Annotated in this window: 22 protein-coding genes, 2 tRNA genes and 1 other RNA gene; 6 read left to right on the forward strand and 19 right to left on the reverse strand. The window is 25.3% G+C overall.

The annotated features are described in order from the left end of the window. A partial coding sequence (locus tag Q346_RS04210) for an MAG3240 family lipoprotein (protein WP_027332994.1) occupies positions 1–841 on the forward strand: 841 nt, incomplete at its 5' end. Positions 842–930: 89 nt separating this feature from the next. Here Q346_RS04210 and Q346_RS0102935 read toward each other — a convergent pair. The 10 genes from Q346_RS0102935 to lepA form a co-directional block, all read right to left on the reverse strand. Further along, positions 931–1779 (reverse strand): hypothetical protein, encoded by an 849-nt coding sequence (locus Q346_RS0102935; RefSeq protein ID WP_027332995.1) that lies wholly within the window; start codon positions 1777–1779, stop codon positions 931–933. A gap of 85 nt (positions 1780–1864) precedes the next feature. After that, the gene (locus Q346_RS03905) at positions 1865–3490 is read right to left on the reverse strand and encodes a type 2 periplasmic-binding domain-containing protein (protein ID WP_051521805.1); all 1626 of its coding nucleotides are present in this window, start codon (positions 3488–3490) and stop codon (positions 1865–1867) included. Then, positions 3483–4385, reverse strand: coding sequence for an ABC transporter permease (locus Q346_RS0102945; protein ID WP_027332996.1), 903 nt, complete (start codon positions 4383–4385; stop codon positions 3483–3485). The genes Q346_RS03905 and Q346_RS0102945 overlap by 8 nt, the downstream gene beginning before the upstream one ends. After that, a complete protein-coding gene (locus tag Q346_RS0102950; protein ID WP_027332997.1) occupies positions 4378–5217 on the reverse strand; it encodes an ABC transporter permease in 840 nt (279 codons plus the stop codon). Before Q346_RS0102950 ends, Q346_RS0102945 begins: the two co-directional genes overlap by 8 nt. Continuing rightward, positions 5201–6580, reverse strand: a complete 1380-nt coding sequence (locus Q346_RS0102955; RefSeq protein WP_027332998.1) for an ABC transporter ATP-binding protein — start codon at positions 6578–6580, stop codon at positions 5201–5203. Before Q346_RS0102955 ends, Q346_RS0102950 begins: the two co-directional genes overlap by 17 nt. A 42-nt stretch (positions 6581–6622) precedes the next feature. Then, entirely contained in the window at positions 6623–6778 is a 156-nt protein-coding gene (locus Q346_RS04180) for a hypothetical protein (protein ID WP_155946939.1), read from the reverse strand. A gap of 9 nt (positions 6779–6787) precedes the next feature. After that, the gene (locus Q346_RS0102965; protein ID WP_027332999.1) at positions 6788–8389 is read right to left on the reverse strand and encodes a type 2 periplasmic-binding domain-containing protein; all 1602 of its coding nucleotides are present in this window, start codon (positions 8387–8389) and stop codon (positions 6788–6790) included. Positions 8390–8428: 39 nt separating this feature from the next. Continuing rightward, on the reverse strand, positions 8429–8560 hold the full coding sequence (locus Q346_RS04255) for a hypothetical protein (RefSeq protein WP_272936439.1): 132 nt from the start codon (positions 8558–8560) through the stop codon (positions 8429–8431). 90 nt (positions 8561–8650) lie between these two features. Then, the gene (locus Q346_RS0102975) at positions 8651–9127 is read right to left on the reverse strand and encodes a hypothetical protein (RefSeq protein WP_027333000.1); all 477 of its coding nucleotides are present in this window, start codon (positions 9125–9127) and stop codon (positions 8651–8653) included. Between the two features lies 1 nt (position 9128). Next, on the reverse strand, positions 9129–10919 hold the full coding sequence (lepA, locus tag Q346_RS0102980; protein ID WP_027333001.1) for a translation elongation factor 4: 1791 nt from the start codon (positions 10917–10919) through the stop codon (positions 9129–9131). A gap of 107 nt (positions 10920–11026) precedes the next feature. Here lepA and Q346_RS0102985 point away from each other — a divergent pair, with 107 nt between their 5' ends. Beyond that, a complete protein-coding gene (locus Q346_RS0102985) occupies positions 11027–11749 on the forward strand; it encodes a phosphotransferase (protein WP_027333002.1) in 723 nt (240 codons plus the stop codon). A 38-nt stretch (positions 11750–11787) separates the two neighbouring features. Beyond that, a complete protein-coding gene (locus tag Q346_RS03910; protein WP_081774431.1) occupies positions 11788–15408 on the forward strand; it encodes a DEAD/DEAH box helicase in 3621 nt (1206 codons plus the stop codon). A gap of 76 nt (positions 15409–15484) precedes the next feature. Here the strand turns inward: Q346_RS03910 and Q346_RS0102995 are convergent. Together Q346_RS0102995 and Q346_RS0103000 are read right to left on the reverse strand one after the other, a co-directional pair. Further along, a tRNA-Lys gene (locus tag Q346_RS0102995) sits at positions 15485–15560 on the reverse strand. A gap of 4 nt (positions 15561–15564) precedes the next feature. Then, positions 15565–15651: transfer RNA gene (locus Q346_RS0103000), tRNA-Leu, on the reverse strand. A gap of 113 nt (positions 15652–15764) precedes the next feature. Between Q346_RS0103000 and Q346_RS0103005 the strand changes: the two genes are divergently transcribed. Together Q346_RS0103005 and Q346_RS0103010 are read left to right on the forward strand one after the other, a co-directional pair. Continuing rightward, on the forward strand, positions 15765–16589 hold the full coding sequence (locus tag Q346_RS0103005; RefSeq protein ID WP_027333003.1) for an HAD-IIB family hydrolase: 825 nt from the start codon (positions 15765–15767) through the stop codon (positions 16587–16589). Continuing rightward, positions 16582–17415: a deoxyribonuclease IV gene (locus tag Q346_RS0103010; RefSeq protein ID WP_027333004.1), complete on the forward strand. Its 834-nt coding sequence runs from the start codon at positions 16582–16584 to the stop codon at positions 17413–17415. The genes Q346_RS0103005 and Q346_RS0103010 overlap by 8 nt, the downstream gene beginning before the upstream one ends. Before the next feature lie 195 nt (positions 17416–17610). Here Q346_RS0103010 and Q346_RS0103015 read toward each other — a convergent pair whose 3' ends face one another. From Q346_RS0103015 to whiA, 7 genes are all read right to left on the reverse strand, one after another. Continuing rightward, a complete protein-coding gene (locus Q346_RS0103015; RefSeq protein WP_036438079.1) occupies positions 17611–18252 on the reverse strand; it encodes a DUF6037 family protein in 642 nt (213 codons plus the stop codon). 15 nt (positions 18253–18267) lie between these two features. Further along, positions 18268–19371 (reverse strand): redox-regulated ATPase YchF, encoded by a 1104-nt coding sequence (gene ychF, locus Q346_RS0103020; protein ID WP_027333006.1) that lies wholly within the window; start codon positions 19369–19371, stop codon positions 18268–18270. 9 nt (positions 19372–19380) lie between these two features. Beyond that, positions 19381–20193, reverse strand: coding sequence for a hypothetical protein (locus Q346_RS03915; protein ID WP_036438081.1), 813 nt, complete (start codon positions 20191–20193; stop codon positions 19381–19383). Between the two features lie 198 nt (positions 20194–20391). Further along, on the reverse strand, positions 20392–22095 hold the full coding sequence (locus Q346_RS03920; RefSeq protein WP_051521806.1) for a M28 family metallopeptidase: 1704 nt from the start codon (positions 22093–22095) through the stop codon (positions 20392–20394). A 104-nt stretch (positions 22096–22199) separates the two neighbouring features. Then, positions 22200–22475, reverse strand: an RNA gene (rnpB, locus tag Q346_RS04110) — RNase P RNA component class B. Between the two features lie 17 nt (positions 22476–22492). Then, the gene (gene holA, locus Q346_RS0103035) at positions 22493–23440 is read right to left on the reverse strand and encodes a DNA polymerase III subunit delta (protein WP_027333007.1); all 948 of its coding nucleotides are present in this window, start codon (positions 23438–23440) and stop codon (positions 22493–22495) included. Further along, positions 23440–24273 carry a DNA-binding protein WhiA gene (whiA, locus tag Q346_RS0103040; protein WP_027333008.1) on the reverse strand — a complete coding sequence of 278 codons (834 nt, stop codon included), beginning with the start codon at positions 24271–24273 and terminating at the stop codon, positions 23440–23442. Before whiA ends, holA begins: the two co-directional genes overlap by 1 nt. An 82-nt stretch (positions 24274–24355) precedes the next feature. Here whiA and Q346_RS0103050 point away from each other — a divergent pair, with 82 nt between their 5' ends. Next, positions 24356–25162, forward strand: a complete 807-nt coding sequence (locus Q346_RS0103050) for a TIGR00282 family metallophosphoesterase (RefSeq protein WP_027333009.1) — start codon at positions 24356–24358, stop codon at positions 25160–25162. Positions 25163–25181 lie beyond the last annotated feature (19 nt).

Below are 25181 nucleotides of genomic sequence, written 5' to 3' on the forward strand. Positions count from 1 at the left end.
ATTATTTTATTTATCAAATGTATCCGAAGATTTTGATTATAAATTTCATAATTTTGAAATTTCTAATTTACTAAATGATAGTTATTCAATTGGCAAATTAAATATTGAAATCACTAATAAAAATGATGGAAATAAACAAATTTTACCTTGGTTTACAATTAATTTCAATTTACATCACCATATTTTTGAAGGTTTTTTTATTAGCAATGAACTAGGATTAATTAATGATAAACCAAGAAATAGTGAAAACTATTTTTCATATTATTCATATCCAAAAAATCAAGATAATTCAGGTTTGGATGCAAATGGCAACATTATTAAACCCCAATTTATAGATGCAAATGATTTTATGAATGAAAATTTAATTGATATTGTTAATTTTTTGATTAATCAAAATATTAACAATTTAAATTTATGAAAAAATAAAGTTATGACTGATTTAAGTGTTGAATTTGTAATTAATTACAAAGAGGAATTAACCAAAAAATTAGAATTGCTATTAAATCAATTTATTTTACTTTATTTTATCGGTGATAATCAAAACAAAACTTTAATTAAAAAAGTCAATGTATTTATTGATCCTTTAAATGATTATAGTTTTGAAAAATATGGTTTAGGTAATTTACCAATCAGTTTTAGTTTTATTGATGAAAATGGTAATGAGCTCTTAAATTTGCAAAATAGACAGCAAATTTTTCTTCTTTCCGGTTTTGTTGGCTCAAATAATGAAGTTAGATTACAAAAGGAATTAGAGTTAAAAAGAACAAATAATCCAAATTGAAAAATTGAACCGCTTAAAGATTTAACCATCCCTTATTTATCTAAATTTAATGTAAATTAAAATGAACAATCTGTTTATTTTTTTCAAAGTTTTAGATTTAAAAAAACAAATATACCTTATTTATAGGCATATTTGTTTTTTTATTGAAATTAATTATTATTTTGTATTGATGCTTCAAATTCAGATTTTGCAGTACTTAAATTATTTTTAGTTGATTCTAAAGCTCTTAAACTCACATAATTATTCGCACAACTTTCTTTTGCAAGTGATAAAATTTCTTTTAATTTCGCTAATTGTTCAGTAGCTTCTGGATTATTTGCAGTATCTGGATTTGAATCAATTATTTGTTGGACTTCAGCAATGATTTGGTTTAAATTAGTTTTTTCGGCTTGAATTTTTTGTTTATTATTATTTAAAATTTGTAATTGATCTTGATAAACATGATCTAAATTTACTAGTCCATCTTCAAGCGCTGATAAATCTTGCGAATTATATTTTTCTTTAGCTTCATCATTAGCATTATTTAAATCAGCTAAGGCATTTACGACAATTAAATCTTTATCTTCAACTTCTTCAGGAATTGAATATTCATTGACTAAATTAGTTACTGCTAAAATTTTATTTTTTAAATTAACTAATGCATTATATTGATTTTGATAAGTTGAAAAATGGGTTTCAAGTTTAGTAATTAATTCTTCTAAATTTAGATCATTAATATTTTTAGTATTATCCAAAATCTTTTTTTCATTGTTTAATCAATTAAAAAAACTTAAATTTAGAGCTGTAATTTGACTATCGTTTAAATCATTATTTGCTGTTAATTCAGTTTTGATTTTTTCAATTAATTGATTCATTTTGGCCAAATTTTCATTTTGTTTTGTATTATCAATTTTATTTTTGTTATTTGCAAGTAAATAGGTTAAAGTTCCAATTGTGCTAATTCCCGCAATAGCAGTAATTGTTCCTAAAGAAATTCAGATTTTTTTATTTTTAGCCATTTTTACTCCTTATTTAAACTCCTAAAGTAATTAAATTTTAATCATTATTTTTAAAAAAACTAGAATGCAAATTCTAGTTTTCAACTTATTTTTTAATCTTTTGACCTCAATAAAATTGAATGTCAGTTAAGGTTTTTTCATTAACTGGTTTAATTGGTAAATGATCTACATGATAAGAAATTTTAGTTGAATCAGTAATTAAATTTTGATTGGTGCCTGGCAATTTTAATGTGTATTCATTAGTAATATCATATAGAGATTTCATATAGTCTTTTTCATAAGCGAAAATCTCATTTCATCTTTCATCGCTTATATTTAAATCTTGATATCTTGCTTTCATTTCATTTTCATATGCTTCATCTAGTTGATAATCAAAATAGTGTTCTTTAATAAAATCATAAGCATATTTATAAACCGGAATATATCCAGTATCATCAAAATTTAGCACGAACATATTATTTTCAAGTGTATCAATTACTTTTTCTTCTGTTTCATCTCAATTGGTGATTTGATTACCATTATCATCTAATAAACCGTTTAAATAAGATTCTTTTACTGCTTGAAACACTTTTTGACGATAATAATTATTTGTTTCAGATGAGATTACTAAACCATCTACTAATAAAATATTAGTTTTAGGGCGAATAAAACGAATTGCACCATTTCTAACACTTGGGTGATTATCCGCTGATAAATAAGCATCTATTACATCACCATTGTAAATAATACCTGCATTAATTTGTGAATTTGGATCGATTATTTTATCAACTAGTTCTAAACCGTCGCCAATAAAATTCACTTTTTTACTAGTTAGTGAATAATCAAGAGAATCACGAATTAACTCTTCAAACTGATCTAATAATTCTTTGTGAATTGATTCATCGTTCTTATTATCATATCCATCACCAGTTGCTTGTGAATCTTCTCTTTGTTTAGTTTCAGTATTTAAGCGATAAGAAGATCCATAAACCATATTGTCACGCACTGCGTCAGTGATTTCTCAATTATCAAAGCCCATATTTTTAATAGTTCTTAATACATCATAATCGCTGAAAGTTCGAGTAGTTCATTTTAAATCATCATTTTTTTCACTAATTAATTGATTTAAAATTTGTGTATCAAATTCATAATAAGTTTCAAAGTCGTCTTTATTTAAAATTTTACTTGGATTATAAACTACTACCATATCTTGAGAAAAATATGGAACAAAATATTCTCACAAATGTCTTTCTTCGGCAACTAATTTACCGTTATTATCGGTTTTTAAATCTTCATCATAGCTAATTAAATGTTCTCAAATTTGTTCAGTGTATAAAGATTTTAATTTATTAGCTAATTTGTTTTTATCTTTTACTGTTTCTTCATCAAAATTAAATAAAGTTTGATAATCAATTTTAGCCAATTTATTTTGTTTAATCAATTCAACTGCTAAAGCATCATTTCCAATTCCCGCAATTGCTTTTCTTGTTAGTAAAGCATTTGTAAATTGATTAATTTCATCAAATTCTTTATAGTCAAAATCTTCTTGCATTCTAGCAATCGAATCTTCTGACATATAACTACGATAATTATAAAAAGATGGTTTGAAATTATTTTTATATTTATAAGTTAATGAAACTGTTAAAACTGAAGTTAAACTTAAACCGAAAAATAAAAATCCTGTAGTTTTATTAAAAACAAGATTTTTAAATTTTGTTCAAAATTTACTCATTTTTTAATGTAAATTCAACCTCATTTGGAATTGTTTCATTAACTCGATTAGTTTTATTTAAAGCTTCATTTTGTTTACTCAATTGTTTCATAATTTTTTCATTTTTCTTCACTTGAATAATTTTGTATGAAACATAAATTATATTTGCAAGGAAAATTACAAAAAGTAAGAATGCTCCAACAACTAAACCTCAGGCTCTAAATTGCCCTGCATAAAGTTTGGTACCTAAAGTAGAAACATTAGTTGTAGTACTCAAAATAATAAAGTCATCAAATGATAAAAAGGCAGCTACAACTGAAACGAAAATGATTGAAGGAATCATATAAATAAAGTAAGTTTTAAATCATGAACGCAATTTAGAATAACCTAAATCTTGACTAGCTTCAAATAATGAAGCATTAAATTTTTCACTTCTTGGATACATTAAAGTAATTCCATAAGGTAAGGCCATCACGGTGTGTCCAACAATACCTCTAACCATTCCTTCTTTGGTATTAGCTAAAGCACCAAATAAAATACTAAATACTAAAACCAAACCAATGGCAGTAATATTATCTGGATTAATCAAAGGAATATTATTAACAGATCTTACAATGTTGCCATATTTTTTGTTTCTTTGTCTTCACATTGCAAAAACAGTAATTAGTGAAATTGAAACTACAAAAAGTGCTGTAAAGATGGCAATTATTACAGAATTAACTAATGCGTCTAATCTTCCACCATCACCAAATGTTTTTCAAGCTTCAATTGAAAAAGTATTTCAAGAAGTACTTAAAAAACCTCTATCACTTTCTTTATTAAAGCTAAAAATTGTGGCAAAAACTAAAGGAATATAAACAAGGATTAAAATAAAATAAATATAAGTTTGTCTTAAAAAAGCTGTAAATTTACTCATTTGTTCATCCTTTCTTTAGTTTGATAAAGATTCTTGGAATTGCATAAATAACAAAATATGAACCGATAAAAATGAATGAAACCACTAAAACTAACACTGAACCTGAAGCTAATTTAAATTCATTTGAAGGAATTGTATATTCATTAATTACAGCACCAATAGTTTGCAATTGATTTTTATTTAATAATAATTTATCACTAATTACAAAGGTTGTAGCTGATGATAAGAAAATTAAACCAAGTCCACCAATAATTGCTTTTAAAGAATAAGGAATAACCACTTTTAAAAAAGTTTGCAATTTATTGTAACCAAGATCTAAACTTGCTTCAATAATATTACGTGGCATATCTCTAAAAACTGAATAAAGTGGCATTACTATATAAGGTAAATTTAAATATACTAAAGCCAAAATCATAAATCATTCAGCATTTAAAGAATCTTGATTTTCAGGTGGAGTAATTGCTAAAAAGAAACCTTTAATCGCATAAATTTTTGCAATTGTGAAAATAATCATTGGGCTTAAAATAAGACTAATTCCATAAATTGGTAAAAATTTGTTTTTACTTGTCGCTACAAAATAAGCATATGGTAAGCCAATGATTAAACAAATAATTGAGGAAACAATCCCTATTTTAAGGCTTCTTCAAATTTGCACTCAGGTTTTGGTTTCTTTAACTAATTGGAAAGAGTCAAAACTTTCACGTGGAATAAAGGCGTTGACAATAATTAAAATAATTGGCAAAATAATTAAAAAGATAGCAATTAATGCAAAAGGAATTAATAAGGTTAATCTTTTATTTAATGCTAAAGCGTTTTTAATTTTTGAATTCATCTGATGAATAATCTCATTTACTATCTTTTGCCATTAAATGAATTGAATCAATAGTTCAATTCAATAAAACTTTGTCATTAATGTTGAATTTTTTAGCTGTTTCAACATAAATAATTTTTTGAGTTTCAGTTAATTTAATTTTTAAGTAGTAATAACTACCACGATAAGCGCTGTCTACAATTACACCTTCTAATTTATTCTCTTTAGTAACTAAACTATTGTACTCATAAATATCAATATCTTCTGGACGAATTAAAACATCAACTTCTTGATTAGGTTGAAATTCTGTTTCTTCATGCACAGTTTTAAAAGTAGTATTTAATACACTGACTGTTCCATCAGCATTAAAAGTTCCATTGTAAATGTTTGAATCTCCAATAAAGGTGGCTACTCATTTGTTAATTGGATAGTCATAAATATTTCTAGGTGTATCATATTGCTCAATTTTTCCATCTCTTACAACAGCCACTCTGTCTGAAAGTTCTAAGGCTTCTGCCTGGTCGTGAGTAACAAAGATAAAAGTTAAATTTAATTTCTTTTGAATACTTCTTAATAATACTTGCATTCTTTGTCTGATTTTCGCATCCAAAGCACTTAATGGTTCGTCTAATAATAGAATTTCAGGTTCAATAACTAATGAACGAGCCAAAGCCACTCTTTGTCTCATTCCTCCTGAAAGTTCAGAAATGCTTTTATTTTCATTGCCTTCTAAACCAACTAAACGTGTAATATTTTTAACTTCTTCATCAATTTCTTCGCTAGTTAATTTTCTGGTTAAATAACGATTCTCAAACTGTTCAGTTTGTTGTTGCACGTAATTTTCTCAATATGAATAGTGAAAATCAGAATCATCTAATCATTTTTGTCTTTTATTATAAGCAAAGGTATTAGGTTTTAATTTAGACATTTCAGCTTCATATTCTTTTTGCAACTTATCTAATTTAGCAATTTTGTTTTTCGCCTTAGCATCTCATATAATTTTTTTCTCTTTTAAAATTTGCTCGTATTTATCATTAATTTGTTCTTTTGGTTTTCTCTTTAACTTAAGACCATAACGAATATTTCCTTCAACATTTAAATGTGGAAATAAAGCATAATCTTGGAAAATAGTAGATAAGTCTCTTTTGTGAGATGGTAAATCTTTAATATCAAGTCCATTAAATTTAATTTCTCCACGAGTAACTCATTCAAAACCTGCTAAAAGTCTTAAAATAGTGGTTTTTCCTGAACCTGATGGTCCTAATAAGGTAACAAATTCACCTTTGTTGATTTTTAAATTAACATTATCTAAAACAGTTTTACCATCAAATTCTTTAACTACATTTTTTAATTCAATAATGTGTTGATTTTGTTTTTGACTCATAATAGTCTCTCCTTTCATATTTTTTTCTGTTTAATTTCTCAATTAAAGGGAGGCTAAATCATAAAGATCTTGCTTATATTCGATTGCATAAAAAGGTAATGATGGATTTTGATCATCATTAAATAACAATAAGATAAACTTAGATTTAAATTTCTCTAATTTTAAATTAGTAATTTTTTGAGTAATCTTTTTTGTCATTTTAACCTTTTATTTTCTAATTTTTAAGTTTCAATATGTTTCAATTTCAGTAATTTCTTTTTGATTTACTGGTTCCACCTTATGATGTTGTACAGAATATTTTCCATCATTTACACTTAATAATTTTTGATTAGTTCCCGGAATTAATGGTGTATATTCTGAAGTAATTTCGTAAAGATTTTTTACATAATTAATTTCATATTCAAAAATTTCATTTCATCTTGTATCAGAAATATTTGGATATCTTGTTTTCATTCGATTTCTAAATTCTTCATTGAATTGTTCATCAAAATGGTGATCTTTAATGTATTGATAAACATTTTTATAAGCTGGCACATAACCAACTGAATAGAAATTGTCAACTGAACCTAATTCATCAACATTTTCTACCGTGCTCAAATCAAGTAAATTTCCATTTTGATCGGTTATACCTTCTAAGAAAGTACGACGCAATGTATCATAAATAATGTCAACATATTCTTTAGTGGTATCACTAGCGATTACTAATCCATCCACTAATAAAATGTTATTTTTTGGCTTAATATATCTAATTGTGCCTGGTCTAACATTTTCAAAATTATCTTCTGAAAAGAAAGCATCGTATGCATCACCATTATAGATAATTCCAGCATTAATTGGTCAATCTGGATTAGAAATTCACTCAACCAATTCAAGACCGTTACCATTAAAGTTTAAATTTGGGTTAGTTAAGCTATAATTAAGTGATTTTTGAATCATGTTACTAAATTGATCAATTAAATCTTTGTAAATTAATTTTCCATCAGGATTTACAACACTTCCTGTGGTGTATTGATCAGTATAACTTGCTGTATTTTTATCATAATAAAATGAAGAACCATAAATCATATTATCACGCACAGCATCTGTAATTTGTCAATTATTAAAACCTGCTTCTTTAACAGTTTTTAAGGCATCATAATCAGTAATTTTATTAGGTGTTCAAGCTTTATCCTCAGGATTTTCTTGAGTTAACTTAGCAACTAAAGCTTTATCAAACTCATAATATTTTTCATAATCATCGGTACCTAAAATTTTGCTTGGGTTATAAACAACAATCATATCCTGTGAAAAATAAGGCACAAAATATTCTCATAAATGCTTGTTAGTTTCAAAATTTGCATCATCTATATTTTCATTTAAAGATATGTCATATGAGCTTAAATGTTCTCACATTTGTTCTGTATAAATAGTTTTTAATTTATTAGCCAAATTCCTTTTTGTTTTTACATCTTCATCACTAAAATTAAAGATTTTTTGAAAATCTAAAGGAATTAATTTGTTTTGTTTAATTAAATCAACACTTAAAAAATCATTTCCGATTCCGGTTGCAGCTTTTCTAGTTAAAACTGCATTGGTAAATTGGTTAACTGTGTCAAATTCTTTATAGTCAAAATTTTCAGAGATGATTTCTCAATTCTTCTCTGAAATATAATTTTTAAAATTGTAAAATGAAGGTTTAAACTTTTTAGTATTTTTATAAATTAAAGCTGAAGTTAATACTCCGGCAATTCCTGCACCAAAGAGAATTAATCCGCTTGTTTTGGTAAAAATTTTAGTTTTTAAAAAATGTTTTATTTTAAAAAAAGACATAAATACTCCTTTGTTTTAATTATTTAAACTTCTAAATAATTAAAATCATTCATTGGTATCTACATCAAGATTAATTAAAGTAAAAGGTAATGGAAAATTCACATCTCCATTGTGCTTTCTTTTAATAAATACTCATCGTAATTTTGCTTCTTCTATCACCACAAATTTCATATATTCCTAAATGTTTAAATAATTCTTAAATTTTAAATTTTTAAGATAAAAAAATAAACATTTTTTTATGTTTTTTCTTATAAAAAATGTTTATTTTACATATGACAAAATTATGCCAATTATAGTTATGATTAGACCTCAAGAAAATAAAATAATTAGAATTCAATTATTAGTTTCTCGACTTAATTTACTCATTTGTTGTTCTTTTTTTATTTTTTCAATTCTATTAGTTAATTCTTTGACTTTAATTTTTTGCTCTGGTGTCTGTTTTTTATGTTTTGCATCTTCTAATTTTAAAGATAAATAATCATTTTTTCTTTGTTTGCGATATCTAAAAAATGTTGAACCAAATCCCAATTTCCCTATATATCAAAGAATTGCATAAAATAAATTAGTAACTCCAAAAATTAGAAATGAGTTAGCAATTCAAAACTTATCTTCTTTATATTTTAAAATAATGAATGCAACTACAATTATTAGAGCAATTGTATTAGAAATTATTAAGTGAATTCAATTTCTTCATGAACTAAAAGCAGTAGTTATTTTTTGTTTAAAAAAATAAGACATATTATTTAATATTAGTTTTTAAAATGTTTAAAAATGCTTCTTGAGGTACTTCAACTGTTCCAAGCATTTTCATTTTTTTCTTTCCTGCTTTTTGTTTATCTAATAATTTTTTATAACGTGAAACGTCAGCTGCATGCAATTTAGAAGTAACATCTTTTCGATAAGCTTTAATTGTTTCTCTTGCTATAACCTTTGAACCAATAGTGGCTTGAACTGGAATTTCAAAGTTTTGCCTTGGAATTTCTTTCTTCAATCTTTCACATAAATCACGCGCTTTTGGATAAGCATCATCACGGTGGCTAATAATTGAAAAAGCGTCAATTTTATCTCCATTTAATAAAATATCAACTTTTACTAAATCATTTTCACGATAACCAATTACATCATATTCAAATGAGGCATAGCCTTTTGATAAACTTTTTAAACGATCGAAAAAGTCAATTACAATTTCAGCTAAAGGCATTTCATAGGTTAATTTAGTTCTGTTGTCGTCAATATATTCTAAATCTTTATAAATTCCACGTTTATTTTGACACAATTCCATAATATTACCAATATATGCATTAGGTAAAATAATGGTAGCTAAAATATAAGGTTCCTCAATATGATCGATATAAGTGCGATCTGGCAATAATGATGGGTTCGAAATTAATTCAACTTCTCCATTGGTTTTAAATACTTTATATTCAACTGATGGTGAAGTTGCAATAATACCAATTTTGTATTCTCTGGATAATCTTTCTTGAAGGATTTCCATATGAAGCATACCTAAAAATCCAACTCTGAAACCAAAACCTAAAGCTTTTGAAGTTTCTTGTTCTCAAGTAATTGAACTATCACTTAAAGCAATTTTTTCTAAACTTTCTTTTAGTTCCATATAATCACGAGTATCAACTGGATAAAAACCTGTAAAAACTACTGGTTGTTTTTTCTTATAACCTGGTAAAGCTTTTTCAGCTGGATTATCAACTAATGTGATTGTATCTCCAACATTGACTTCTCTGGCGTCTCTAATAGTAGCTGCTAATCAACCAACTTCTCCAGCTTCTAAATAAGGTTTTTTTGTTTCTTTTGGATTTCTAACCCCAAGTTCAGCCACATGGTATTCTTTATTATTAGACATAAATTTAAATTTATCGCCTTGTTTTAATTTACCTTCAAAAATTCTAATTAACATAATCACACCACGATATTCATCAAAGTATGAATCAAAAATTAAAGCTTTTAAAGGTTTAGAATCATCAGCGTCTCTAGGTGCAGGCACATAATTAATAATTGCATCTAAAACTTGTTCTGTGTTTAATCCTGTTTTAGCTGAAATAGCAACTGCATTATCAGTAGGTAAACCAATTACACTTTCAATTTCATGTTTAGTTCTTTCAACGTCTGCAGAAGGTAAGTCAATCTTATTAATAATCGGAATAATTTCTAAATTATTTTCTAGCGCTAAATAAACATTAGCCAAAGTTTGTGCCTCAATTCCTTGCGTTGCATCAACTAACAATAATGCTCCTTCTGAAGCAGCTAAAGAACGAGAAACTTCATAAGTAAAGTCAACATGGCCTGGAGTGTCAATTAAGTGAAAAATATAATCTTTGTATTTAATTTGCACCGCATTTAATTTGATTGTAATTCCTCTTTCTCTTTCTAAATCCATTTGATCTAAAAATTGATCGTCCATATCATGGGCGCTCACAGTATTAGTTAATTCTAAAATCCGATCAGCTAATGTACTTTTACCATGATCGATATGAGCAATAATTGAAAAATTGCGAATTTTTGACTTATCCATATTTTCTACCTCAAACTAAAAAAATAATAAAAAATTTAAATATATAATTAATAATACTTATTTTACTTTAAGAATATTAAATGAATGAAAATAAATAAAGGAGTTTTATGAAAAAACCAATTTTAGGTGGACATACTAATCGTAGTTTTCAAGATGAAAATTTATTCATTCAAGAAAAGGTTTATACAGGATTTAATCACAAAATCAACTATGAATTGCTTGCACAATTTGATTTTGTACCTAAATTAATTTCAAATAATGAAAAAGAAATTGTTTGAGATTTTATCAATGGTTCTATTCCAGAAATGACAGATGAAAATTTGATTCGTATTGCTAATAATCTTAAAATTTTGCACAATTCTAAAATTAAATTTCCTGCTTCAAATCATGCAGCAAGAGTGAAAAAATATAGAGAAATTTTAAAAAATAAAAATATCAATTTACCGGTTTTGAATGATTATTATCGTCAAGTTAATATGACTTTGGCCAAAATGGAAAAAGGCACTCCTTTACATAATGATTTATGACCTCGAAATATGTTAGTTGATCAAAATAATCACTTATACATTTTAGATTGAGAATATGCAACTTTGGGTGACAAACATTTTGAATTAGCCTATTTTATAGAAGCAAGTAAGCTAAATGAAGCGCAAGAATCTTTATTTTTAAATCACTATGAAAAATATAATTATAAATTTATTTTAAGACACAAAATTTTAGTTAATTATTTAGTAATTTTATGAGCCTATGCTCAAGAAACTTTGCCTTTCCCTGTTGATGAATATATTCAAAAAATTTATGAATTAGATAAAGAATTAAAAAATTATTAATTAAATTTAATTCAATAAAATTTAATTAAAGAGGTCTAATGAAAAATAATGAAAAAGAATATGCAAATCAATACAAAGCAATTTTAAATAATTTATTGGATGTTTCAGCAAGAGATGCGTCCATTTTTACTTCAATTAATAACAAAAAATGATTTGATTTTTACACAGTTTTTGGTTCTGAAGTTTTAAATTTTGTTTTTAAAAATTCTTACTTCGATATTCCAATTATTGAAACTAATTTAAAAACTATTTATGAAAAAATTGAAAAATCTACACAGAGTGATGAATTGATCAAAATCTTGGAAGAATATAATTTAATTACTAGTCAAAATCAAATCAAAAAAATTCAAAGCGATTTTGAAAATTCAAAATCTCTTTACGTTAACACATTTAAGTCACAATTTCAAAAACAAACTATCAAATGAAAATTATTTTTAAATGAAGCTAATGAAATTAATGAGCAAAATAACATTTGACCAATGCATTTGGGGTTTGTTTATATCAAAGTTAGTTTAGATAAAAAGCCTGTTTATGCACCTTTATTTTTAAAAGAAGTGCATATGGCCATTAGAAACGGTAAGCCCTATTTATTTTCAGATAGCGACATTAAAATTAATGAAAAATTATTATTTTTATTAGAAACACATAAATTTAACTTAGAAATTAATACTGATTTTAATGGTTGATCAATTGAAAAATTATTTAATTATTTAAAGCATGAATGACGTGATTTTTTTAATTTTAATGTTAAATTAAATAGTCCTTTTATTCAAATAGATAGCGAAAGCGTTGAAAATGAAGCTTTAGAATTTATGCCAGGTATTGTACTTGGATTATTCCAACCTTCAGGTGGATATTTAAGAAATCGTATGTTGGAAATTATTCAAAATAATGAATTAAATCAAATTTTTGATATTGAATTTAATAAGACTATTTATAAAAATAAAGTCAAAAGTGTTATTGACAATCCAAAAGTCAGCATTTTCAAAATTTCTCCATCTAATTTTTCACAAGATAAAGCTATCGCAAGTAGTTTGAATCAAAATACCATTATTTGAGGTCCTCCGGGTACAGGCAAAAGTCAGACAATTGTTAATTTATTAACTAACATATTAGTAAATAAAAAAACAGCTGTTGTTTGCTCACAAAAAAAAGCTGCCTTAGACGTTATTAAAAAAAGGTTAAATAAATTAAATATTTTCGGACTTTTTATGCTTAATTCTAGAGGAATGAGCAAAAAAGACTTTTATCGTCCTTTAAAAAAATACATTGATTATTTAGAAAATTTTGAAGAAACTGGAACTCTAAAAGCACAGAAATTGATTAATCAATCTCAATTGAATTTTGTTCAAAATATTCATAATTTTTGTAATGATTCTAAATTTGAATCAGCAGCTAAAGTAATTATTTATTTACAAGATAAATGAAATTTATTTACTCAAGAATTATGAAACTTTATTTTAACTTTGCCTAATGATTTAAAATATCCAGAAAGTTTTAATTTTAAAGATGAAAAGGACTTAAAAAATTATCTTTTAAGGCTCAATCATTTAGAATTTAAATTTTGAAATCAAAATTATAAAAAAATCAACAATTCAATTGGCAAAATTTTGTTTGAAAAATTTAATAATTTAAATCTTAATTTAAATTATTTAAAACAATTAGTTAAAAATTTAAATGCAAGCGCCTTTGAATATATCAATGATTTAATTAATATTCTGCCAGAAGAAAATATTAATCAATTAAGTGATATTGATAGTTTAAGAATTTATATTACTAAATTAATTATTAATAAAATTGATAATTTTAATTCACAGGAAAAATCAGAATATGCTGATTTTTCAGCTGCAATTCGTCTAATGACAATTGAACCTTATAAGTTTATTAAACTATTTTCTTCAATGATTAAAAAGCTATTTCCAATTATTATTGTTACGCCAGAAATTGATTTATCTGCCTGAAATAAGGAAGAATTTGATTACGCAATTTTGGATGAATCAAGTCAAATTTTCATTGAAAAAGGATTGCCAGTTTTATATTTAGCAAAAATCAAAATCTTGGCTGGTGATGATCAACAAATGCGTCCAAGTAATTGATTCAATGCGCGCTATGTTGATGAAGATTCTGTGTATGGCAAAATTGATTCATTACTTGATTTCGCTAAATCTCTTGGAGTTTATAACATTTTATTAGATAAAAATTATCGTTCTAATTATGCTGCCTTGATGACTTTTAGCTCAAAATATTTTTATGATAGCGCTTTGGATGTAATTGATTCGTATAATGAAAATTTAAAATATCAACCAATCGAAGTTTATGAAATAAACGGTTTATGAGACGACAATAAAAACATTGAAGAAGCATTATATGCCATTAAGTTAGCTAAAATTAATTTAAAAGAATACAGAAAAATCATTTTGTTAAGTTTAAACGTTAAACAACATAATTATATTTTGGAAGAAATTGTCAAAAATCATCCAGATTTAGAACAAGCAATCAATGATGAAAAATTATTATTAAGAAATATTGAAAATATTCAAGGTGATGAAGCTGATTTAGTAATTGTTTCTATTTCTTATGATAAAAATACTGCTTTACATAGTACTTTTGTTGGGCGTAATGGCGGAAAAAATGCTTTAAATGTCGCAATTAGTAGAGCAAAAGAAAAAATGATTGTTCTTAAATCATTGAGGGCAGAAGAAGTTAATGTAAACAATGATAATGAAGATTTATTAATTTTTAAAAAATGACTACAATTTTTAGAATTAAGCAATAAAGAGAAGAAGAATTATATTAATAAAAACAAACAAGAATTAAGTCAAGAAGTAACTAATGAATATAGTTTTCAAAATGTCCTAAAGCAACAACAAACTACTTATTTTTCTTCTAGTGAATCAGTTTTATTTGAAGAAATAAAAGCAGAAATTGAAAAAATTATTGAAAACAAAGATTATTTAGAACTCAAATTTAATGAATCAATTGGGACTTTAAGTGTAGATTTGGTAATTCAAAACAAAGGAATTAATACCATTTGTTTTATTATAGATAACTACGATTATCAAAATCAAATTGAAAATTACATTAAAATTAATGACTTGAAAAAATACATTGAATCTAAAAGATACAATATTTATTTACTTGATCGTTTTAAATGAGAAAAAAATAAAATACAAATTTTGGATGAAATCAATCAAATCAAGCCGTTTGATTTATGAGATACTTTAATTCAAGAAGTTAAAGAAGAAAAAAATGCCGGTTCATATTTTGACAATATTATCAATAATATTGATCAAAATACTGAATTACCAACAAAAGTTGAAAATGAAGTTGAATTAATTGATACTCAATTAGATCAACCTGTTTTATCTACTCCGCAATTATTAATTGCTCATGAAAATTTAACTTCAGAAAAAAATGTTTTTTCTGAAAATAATTTAAAAGAAGAAACTATTGAAATAATTAAAGATAATCAAATTGATAATTCGCCATTATTGCTTGAAAATGATTCAAATTTAAAAATGTTATCAAATTCAATAAAACCAGTTTTAGAAATTGAATCAGAAATGATTGAAGAAAATTCAAGCAGTCAAAACAGTAATTTTTTAGCTCCGGATATTTGAGAAGAAATAGAAAAAGAAATTAAAGAAAATTTAGAATAAGCATCAAAAACAAGTTGATGCTTTTTTTAAAATAAAAAAAGAAGCTTGAAGCTTCTTTTTGGACTTTAAAAAGATTTGGTACGTCCTAGAGGATTCGAACCTCCGACCCAATGGTTAAAAGCCATTTGCTCTACCGTCTGAGCTAAGGACGCACATTGGTACCCAGAACTGGACTTGAACCAGCACGAACTAACGTTCGAGGGATTTTAAGTCCCTTGCGTCTACCTATTCCGCCACCTGGGCATCTCTTAAAATGCTTATTTATTATAGACAAAAAAATGAAAGTCAAAAATATTTTTTTTATTTTTTTTATAAGATAAACATATTTTTATTTTTTACATATAAAATTATAAAGTATGAAGGATAAGAAAACGCTTTTTATTGATTTGGATGGAACATTGTTTGATAAAAATGGTATTTCAAGAATTAGTTCCAAAAATCTTAAAATTTTAAGATTAATTAAACCATTTGCAAATATTGTTTTTTCGACTGGCAGATCGTTTGATGATATTAGAGTTAAACAGACTTTAAAACAAACTGGAATTAATGATATTATTTGTTGTTCTGGAAGCCATATTTTTGTAGATTCACAATGTATATATAACAATCTTTTTGATAAAGAAGTTTTAAATCAAATTGTTCAATGAGCTTTTGCAAGAAAAATTATCGTTGTATTATTTGATGAAATTGGAGAGTTAATTTATACCCATAATTGATTTGAATATGCGGTTATTAAATTGGTATTATCAAAAAAATTAAAAAAGATTAGATATGCAAAAAATTTCAATTTAGAAAAATTGGGTGACATAAATAAAATTGCTTTTATTGTTAAAAATCCAAATCAAAATTTAACTTTAATTAAAGAACTAGAAAAAGCTTTTCCTAAAACTATTAATGCTTATGCAGCAAGTAAAAATTATGTAATTGAAATTACTGATTCAAAAAGTGATAAGGGTATTGCGCTAAAAAAATATTGTGATTATAAAAATATCGATTTGAAAAATACAATTCATATTGGCGATTCAATGGCTGATGCTTCTGTTAAAGGTATTGCTAATAAATTAGTGGCAATGGGTAATTCAACTAAAGAATTAAAAGCTGTAGCTGATGAAATTGCTCCTAAAGCTAAAAATGGAGGAATTTATAAATATTTTATGTCAAAGGTGAAAAAGAATGATTAAACTAGGTTCTCATGTTTCTTTTAAAAGTCCTAATTACTTATTGGGAGCAATTAGTGAATCTTTAAATAATGGTGCTAATTGTGCCATGATTTATTTGGGTGCTCCGCAAAATACTAAAAGAATTGAAATTGAAAAATATAAAAAAGATGAATATTTAGAATATTTCGGTAATCGTATTGAACCAATGGATATTGTAGTTCATGCTCCATACATTGTTAATCCCGCTAATCCTACTAAACAAAATTTTGCAGTTAGTTTTTTAAGTCAAGAAATTAAAAGAATGAATTATATTGGAGCTAAATATTTAGTTTTACACCCTGGCTCATTTACAGAATTTAGTCCACAAATTGCTTTAGATACTTTAATTGATACTTTAAAACAAGTTTTAGCTAAAACTAATGATGTTGTTATTTGCATTGAAACAATGGCAGGCAAAGGCTCTGAAATTGGTATTAATTTTGATCAAATGCATTATTTAATTAAAACATTAAATAATGAGAGAATTCAAATGTGTTTAGACACTTGTCATATTTGAGATGCTGGATATAACATTAAGGAATATGAAAATTTCAAACAAGAATTAATTAAATATGATTTACTAAAACACATTAAGGTGATTCATTTAAATGATTCAAAAAATGCTTTAGCTTCACATAAAGATAGACATGAAAATATTGACAAGGGACATATCGGGTTAAAAACTTTAGCCAAATTTGTGCATGATCCTGATTTTGACAATATTCCTATTATTTTAGAAACACCTATTCCAGAAACAGGAAGTATATATAAACAAGAAATTGAAATGTTATTAAAAAATGCATCTTAGTTTGATGCATTTTTTAATAATTTTACTATTGGATTTTAGAGTTAAACGTCATTTTCAACGAGAAAATACTTATTTATGGGATAATTTTATATTTAAGTATCATTATTTACATAAAACAATCAAATACAAAATATAGGAAATTAATATTTCGAGTTTTTTGTATAAAAGAATATATGAAACAACTAAAACAATATTTTATTTTTTTAATTTAATTAACAATTTTGCAAAATCTTCAAGAAGTTTGGTATCTGTAGCCTCTTTTTTCGGATCATCAGAATAGCAAAAACTGATTCTTTTTTCTTTCTTTATTTTTTCGAATAACAAAGGTCTCAATAATTGCGATTTTCTAGTATTAGATTCACTTCTCTTTCAACCTTCTGGATTTAATTTTAGTTTATAACAATAAATTTTATTTGGTTCTTCTTCGTTATTTTTATTCAAATAATAAGAAATTGCAATTTTTTCTTCTAGTGAATTTTCACTGATAATTGTTGGAATTTGTTCATTAAAATAGTTTGTAAATTGCTTTAAAATATCCCCTAGATTGTCTTTATATTCAATATTAAAGAATTCTCTCAAACTTTTAGGATCAATATCTATTGTAAAATTAGTAGCTTCTGCTATTAAAGTATTGTAATCAATTTCATCTTTATTTTTTTGTTTTAAAAATTCTAATTTGGCTATCGAGTATTTATTCTTTTTCTCTTCAATTGAAGAAAATTTTTCCACAAAAACAAAATATTTATTGTTTTTATAAATAAATGTAAAAACTGATAAATTTAAATCTCTTTGTTTCATATCATCTACATAAGATTTCAAGTTATTTAATGTAGACATATTTAATTACCTCACTTACTTCCCGAATTTAAAATGACAAATATCGCCATCTTGCATAATGTAGTTTTTGCCTTCAGATCTTATTTTTCCTGCGTTTTTTGCTCCTAATTCGCCACCAAAATTAATAAAATCTTCAAAAGAAATCACATCAGCCTTTATAAATTTCTTTTCAAAATCTGTATGTATGATTCCAGCACATTGAGGAGCTTGCATTCCGTCTTTAAATACTCAAGCTCTTACCTCAATTTGTCCTGCCGTAAAATAAGTTTTTAATTTTAATAAATCAAATGCTTCTCTTGTCAAATAATCTAAACCGCTATATTTGATTGAATAAGTATCTAATCATTCTTTGCCTTCATTTTCATCCATTTGAGCAATTTCTGATTCTAATTGGACTGAAATTGGAATAATTTTATTTTGATTATTAACTGCTTGTTTTAAGGCTTGATAATTTTTATCATTTTCATAGTCTGCAATTTGTTCACTAGACATATTAGCAACATAAATCATTGGTTTGGCAGTTAATAATTGATAACCCTTAATTAATTTCAATTCTTCTTCATTTAAGTTTTTGCTTATTTCATAGGCAAATTGATTATTTTCTAACACTTCTTTAATTTTGAAAGCTAAATTTTCTTCTAAAATTGCAGTTTTATCGCCGCTTTTGGCTTTTTTATGAATTCGATTTAAAACATTATTAATTGTTTCTAAATCAGCCAGAATTAATTCTAAGTTAATAACTTCCATGTCTGCAACTGGATCGACTTTATCATGCACATGCATAATATCTTTATTTTCGAAACATCTTACTACATGAATAATTGCATCAACTTGTCTTATATTGCCTAAAAATTTATTTCCAAGCCCTTCGCCTTTTGAAGCACCTTTAACTAAGCCAGCAATATCAACAAAATCAAAAGTAGCTGGTACTATTTTTTCAGGATTCACAATTTGAGCGATTTGATTAAGTCTAATATCTTTTAATGGCACACTACTTATGTTTGGTTCAATTGTAGTAAAGGCATAATTTGATGATTCAACTTGATATTTAGTTAATGCACTAAATAAAGTGCTTTTTCCTACATTAGGTAATCCTACAATTCCTGCTTTTAATGACATATTTGCTCCTTATTTATAATATTTTTCAATTCAAGCTTCTTTAATTTGATCTTGATTTATTCAATAGTTTCCACCAGTAACTGATGAATATTTTGGATAAATTAAATTATTTAATTTTTCTTTAATTTCCATTAAATCAAAATTTGTATTAATTTTAATAAAGTGTTCGGATTTTGGATTAGTTATTTCATGTGGAAAACGAACTTTTCCACTATTTCCATTAATTGTTAAATCTGCTTCTGAACTATTTCTTTTAACAAAAATAAATTCTTTGATTTCTAAATTGATCTTATTTTTTCTCAAATTAGGTAAATTTGACATATCATTTTTGATTCAAACAAAAAATGAACAAGGCACATGATAATTTATATATTGATTCTTATCATAAACATAAAAACTTTCTTTAGGCAAGTCAATAATATTAATTAATTTTCATTCTTCCGGAAACAACCTATATGTTTGATTTATTGCTTTTTTGAAAATATTTGGAAGAATAAAAGCTATTGCATTTGCACCTAATGAAATAGATTTTTTTATGAATTTTTTAGCTAAAATTGAACGCGAACCAAAAGGCGGATTTCCAAAAACTAACACTTTTTTATTATTAAAATTTAAGTCTAATTCTAAAAAATCTTGTTTCATTATTTTTGTTTGTTTTGGATCGATATCATAAGCTAAAGTGTTAGCAAATATATTTAAAAATGCACCCTCTCCTGCACTGGGTTCAATAAAAACATCATAATTATTAAACTGCAATAAAGATTTTTTGCATAATTCAACAACATTTTCTTTAGTATAAAATTGATCATTAATTATTTTCATTAAAACTATTTTAGTCCTAAATTATTCAAAATTGTCATTTTTGAAAATTAATTTTTGCAATACTAAGTAAGTTATAAATTCCTTTTAACTTTAGTGACATTCAAAAAATCTAAAATTTGTTTAGAATTTTCTTTATTAATTTTCATAAAAAAATTATATACAAAAACGAGATACATTATGTATCTCGTCTATTTAAAATTAAATTGTTAATTCTATTGTCTGATTTGAAGAAATATGTCAAACTGAAGTTAAATATTCTTTAACTGTTTCAACAACAGTGTCTAATTGTTTATAAATTTTGTTACCAACATTTTCTTTAACTCAATCATATCTATCTAAATCTGAGTGTCAAATGTCTCCTGCAATTACCACATTTTCCATGCTAACGCCTTCAGGTAAGTCTCATAAAACAATATTTGAACCATTTTTAGCTTTTGGAACTAAATTAATTTTATTTCCATCTTTATCTATTCAAGCATTTGGATTGTTGGTTTGAGCATAACCATCATATTCATTAAATTTTGAAAAGACATTAAAATTAGTTGATTCAACATAGGCAATTGGAATATTAGCATATTGGTAGAATGGCATATGGTCTGATCAATCGCCTGTTTCTCCAGCACGATAACTATTTTTTTCAAATTGTGGGTGAATTTCTAACTCTAATTCAATATCATTTTTATCTTTGGCTCTAATTCTTGAAATTGCATTAATTTGATCTCTAATTGAAGAAGAAATATTGCCCTTAACCACATCAACATCAGGGTTTGAATTTGGTGAATGAACATACATATTATCACCACCGGCTACTGTATCGAAATTAATCATTCCAGCAGCACTTAATAATAATTTGTTGGTTTCAACTTCATTTTCTCCTGAAGTTTCTTTTTTAGATTCCATAAATTCTTTTACAAACGCAATTGAACCATATTTGCCTAATTCCTCTGCATCTACAAAAATCACATGCAATCTTGTACCTAATTTAGCTCTATTTTCAGCAGTTGAATAATATTTTAATAATGCTAAAGCAGAAGCAACTCCAGTTGCATTATCGGTAGCCCCTCAAGAAAGGTGATTGGTGCTTGAGGTTGTTGAATCATAGTGAGCAACAATATATAAATCTTTTAATTGACTTTTGTTTTCTTCTGTAATTCCTGGATTTTCTGGCTGAATTGAAACAATTAAATTATTTCCCAAATTATTCGCCATATATTTGCCATCTCTTAATTTATCTTTTGCATGGAATAAAAATCCTTGTCCTTGATATCCTGTTTTATTTAACATATTTTCAATTACTTGATTTTTAAATTCTTCATTTTTGCGAATAGTAATTCCAGTTTCATAATAACTTGATTGAGTTTCAAAACGTGCTTCTTTTAAAATATTAACTACATTTTCATTAGTAGCCATTTTGTAATTTTGATAAGTTTTTCCTTTATAGATTTTACTTTCACTTTGCAATTGAACATCTTGCAATTCAGGATAAGTAATAACATCTGTGCTATTTAAATTAGCATAATTCATTTGTTTTACTTGTTCTTTTAATCATAAAAATGCATGGTAACTACCATAATTGTTTACATCATTTGTAATTGTAGTGTTTAAATCATATTTAAAAACAATATCATTTGAATCTAAACTTTTTTTATTTGGATCTTGTAAATCTCTAAATTTGTATGTACTTTCATCATAATTAGAAACATTAGAAATATTTCCAGCAATACGTCCGTGATTTTCTAATTCAAATTTATTATAAAAATTTCCTACATCAGTTTTTTCATAATCTACATTTGAAATAGTATTTTTACTTTCTTCCTTATCTTTATTGCAACTTACTGCAATAGCAACTGTTCCAAAAACAGCAATTGAACTACTAAGAGTTAAAACTACATTTTTTTTCATATTTCTCCTTCAAAACATTTATATAAATTATAAATTTTTATTTTTTTCTCTTTTCTTTATTTGAAAAAAAGAAATAAAAAAAGCACCTAAAATGGTGCTTTTGCATCTATAAGCCACGTTTTGTACTCTTAAGAGCGCCAACAATTTATCTAATTATCAAAAAAGATAATTCTTTTTCTTAATTGAATTCTCTTGAAAAAGTTCCCCTACCAAAATTTGGGTTTCTAGCTCATGGAGTTTACCGCGTTTCACAATTCTCGTCTCTGTGGCACTAGTCGTCTAAGCTTGGATTTATTAGATCCAACATGAACACTACAATCATCTCAGATTGTGCTAGCGTGGACTTTCCTCTACTTAAAAAGCAGCTGTTGGCCAATGCTTTTTCATTATATCTAATTTAATAGAAATTTTTTATCAAAAGTCTTTCAAATCCAATTTTGGCATCTATTATTCCTTTTTTGATATTTAAATCTAGTTTAGCTAAATCTTTTAATAAGTTTTTAATTTTGCTAATTCCTAAATTTTTTAAAAGATAGTTAATATTTTTTAAGCGATAAAGATTAATTTTCTGATCTCTTGCTAAATCTTCTAATTTTTTTTGAACTTTACTATATCCATAAATTTGATGCGCCAAAATTAAAGTTTGAGCTATTTGAGAAATTAGTAAATTTATTTCTGAACCAAGTGAAAGCTGTTCTTTATATTTTTTTCAAATTGTCGAAAAATCATTAGTTTTAAGTGCATTAACTAATGCAAAAGGATCGTCTTTTATGATTGCTTGAACACTGTTTTCGATTGCTTTAGAATTAATTAAGGGGTTTAGAAGTAATAATTTATTAATTTCATTTATTATTAAATCAATATTTCCATTTAGTTTTTCAATTAATAATTTACTTGCTAAAAAATCAATAGTTCCTTTTTTAGAAATTACATAATCAATAATCAAATTACTTAAATCACGTTCATTTTGAATTTTAATTTCAATTATTTTGGCATTTTCCAAAATAAATTTAGTAAAAAAATTATTATTTAATTTATTTAATTCAATCAAATCAGGAATTACAAAAATTATTTCATTTTCATTATTTTCTATTTGTTGAATAAAAGATAAAAGATCTTTTTTAACTGTTTCTGCGATTTTATTAACAAAATATGGAAAATTTCAAATTGCAACAATTTTGGTTTCATTAAATAATGAATTAGAATTAGTTGCTAAAAATAAATCATTTAAATCAAAATTTTCACTGCAGTCTATTTTTTCAAGATCTTTAATTTTTTTCGTTTCCTTGATTTGTTTAATTTTATGATTAATCAAAAATAATGAATCTCCGATAATTAAATGCATTATTCTCCTTTTTTAAATAATTCAACCTTTTTAGCTAACTTATTAAATCAATAATTTAATGAACTTTTGGAAGTTTTAATATTATTTTTTTCTAATTCTTCAAGAATCATAGACATACTTCAATTTAAATTTTCATGTAGTATTTCGAACGCTTTTATTTCTTTTTCACTAAAATCGCTTAACAATTTATTTTTAAGAGCAATTTCATAATTTTGATTTTTAATTACATTGGCTTGAGCAACTTTTTCTAAATTGCAAATATCCATATTAGTTAATCTGGTTAAAGAATTATTGAAATCTCTTTCAATATATTCTTCCTCGAAACGTAAAAAAGATTTATGAGCTAAAATTCTCATTAAAAACTCAGAAATTTTTTCTCTTTTTTTAACAAAAATTACATATTTATTATTATGTTTTACTAAAGAAAACCCTAAATTATAAGAATTTAATTTCACCAAAATTTCATTAATGATATTTTCATATGGACTGGATAATTGTAAGTGATAAGAAGTTTGATTTAAATTTGCAACTGATCCTGAACCAAAGAAAAAACCTGCAAAAAAATGCGATAAATTTTTCATTGGCAAAGCAAAATTAACTTGATGTTTATAAATTAAAATACTGCTTTTGTCCAAAATAAATTTTAAATTCAATTTTTCCAATATTTTAATTGTTTCTTCTTTAAAGGTGTTATTTAAAAATTTTAAAATTAAATTTTGTTCTAAATCATTGACGGCTTTAGCGCTTAATAAACCAATTAAAAATTCAAGCATTTCTTTTTGTGTTCTCTTGATACTTATAATTTCATTTTTTATTTCAGTTGTAAAATTCATTTTTTATCCTTTTAAATATAATTTATTATATTTATTAAATGTAAAATATATTAAAAATATATAAGTAGAAAAGATTTTTAAAATGAAAAATAAAAAATTAACAATTTTATTCATTGGGGATATTTTTGGCGCTCCTGGAATTGAAATTGTTCAACAAACATTACCTAAATTAAAAAATAAATACAAAATTGATTTTGTGATTGCTCAAGGTGAAAATGTTTCCGGAAGAAAAGGTTTAAATAAAAATGATTATTTAACTTTAAAAGAGGCAGGTGTAGATTTTTTTACTATGGGTAATCATGTTTGAGCCAATAGCGAAATTCTTTCATTTATAAATAATGGTGATTTAGTTAGACCTGCTAATGTTTCAAATTCTTATCCGGGTTTTGGTACAAAAATAGTTAATTTAAAAAACAAAACTTTACGAATTACATCTTTAATGGGGCTTTCTTTTAATCCGCTTTTAAGCCCCTGAAAAGAAAACCAAGCGAATAATTTTTTCGATAAAATAGACTCTATTTTAAATAATGAGGAAAAAGCTGATTTTCATTTTGTTGATTTTCATGCTGAAACAACTAGTGAAAAATATGTTTTAGGCTTATATTTAGATGGTAAAGTAGATGGTTTTGCTGGCACACATACTCATGTGCAAACTAATGACGCACACGTATTGCCTTTAGGGACTTGTTATATTACTGATGCTGGGATGTGTGGGCCAATTGATAGTGCTATTGGTGCAAATTTTAATGATGTATATCAAAAAATGCGTTTTGGTGCTAATGTTCGATTTACTGTTTCTAAAAATAGATCTCAATTTAATGCTGTATTAATGAAATTTAACACTATTAATAAACAAAATAATTCAATTAAGGCAATTAATATTAAATAATGATACATTATTGATTTAA

The organism is Mycoplasmopsis gallinarum DSM 19816, from assembly GCF_000621085.1.
In the GTDB taxonomy this organism is placed as follows: Bacteria; Bacillota_I; Bacilli_A; order Mycoplasmatales; family Metamycoplasmataceae; genus Mycoplasmopsis; species Mycoplasmopsis gallinarum.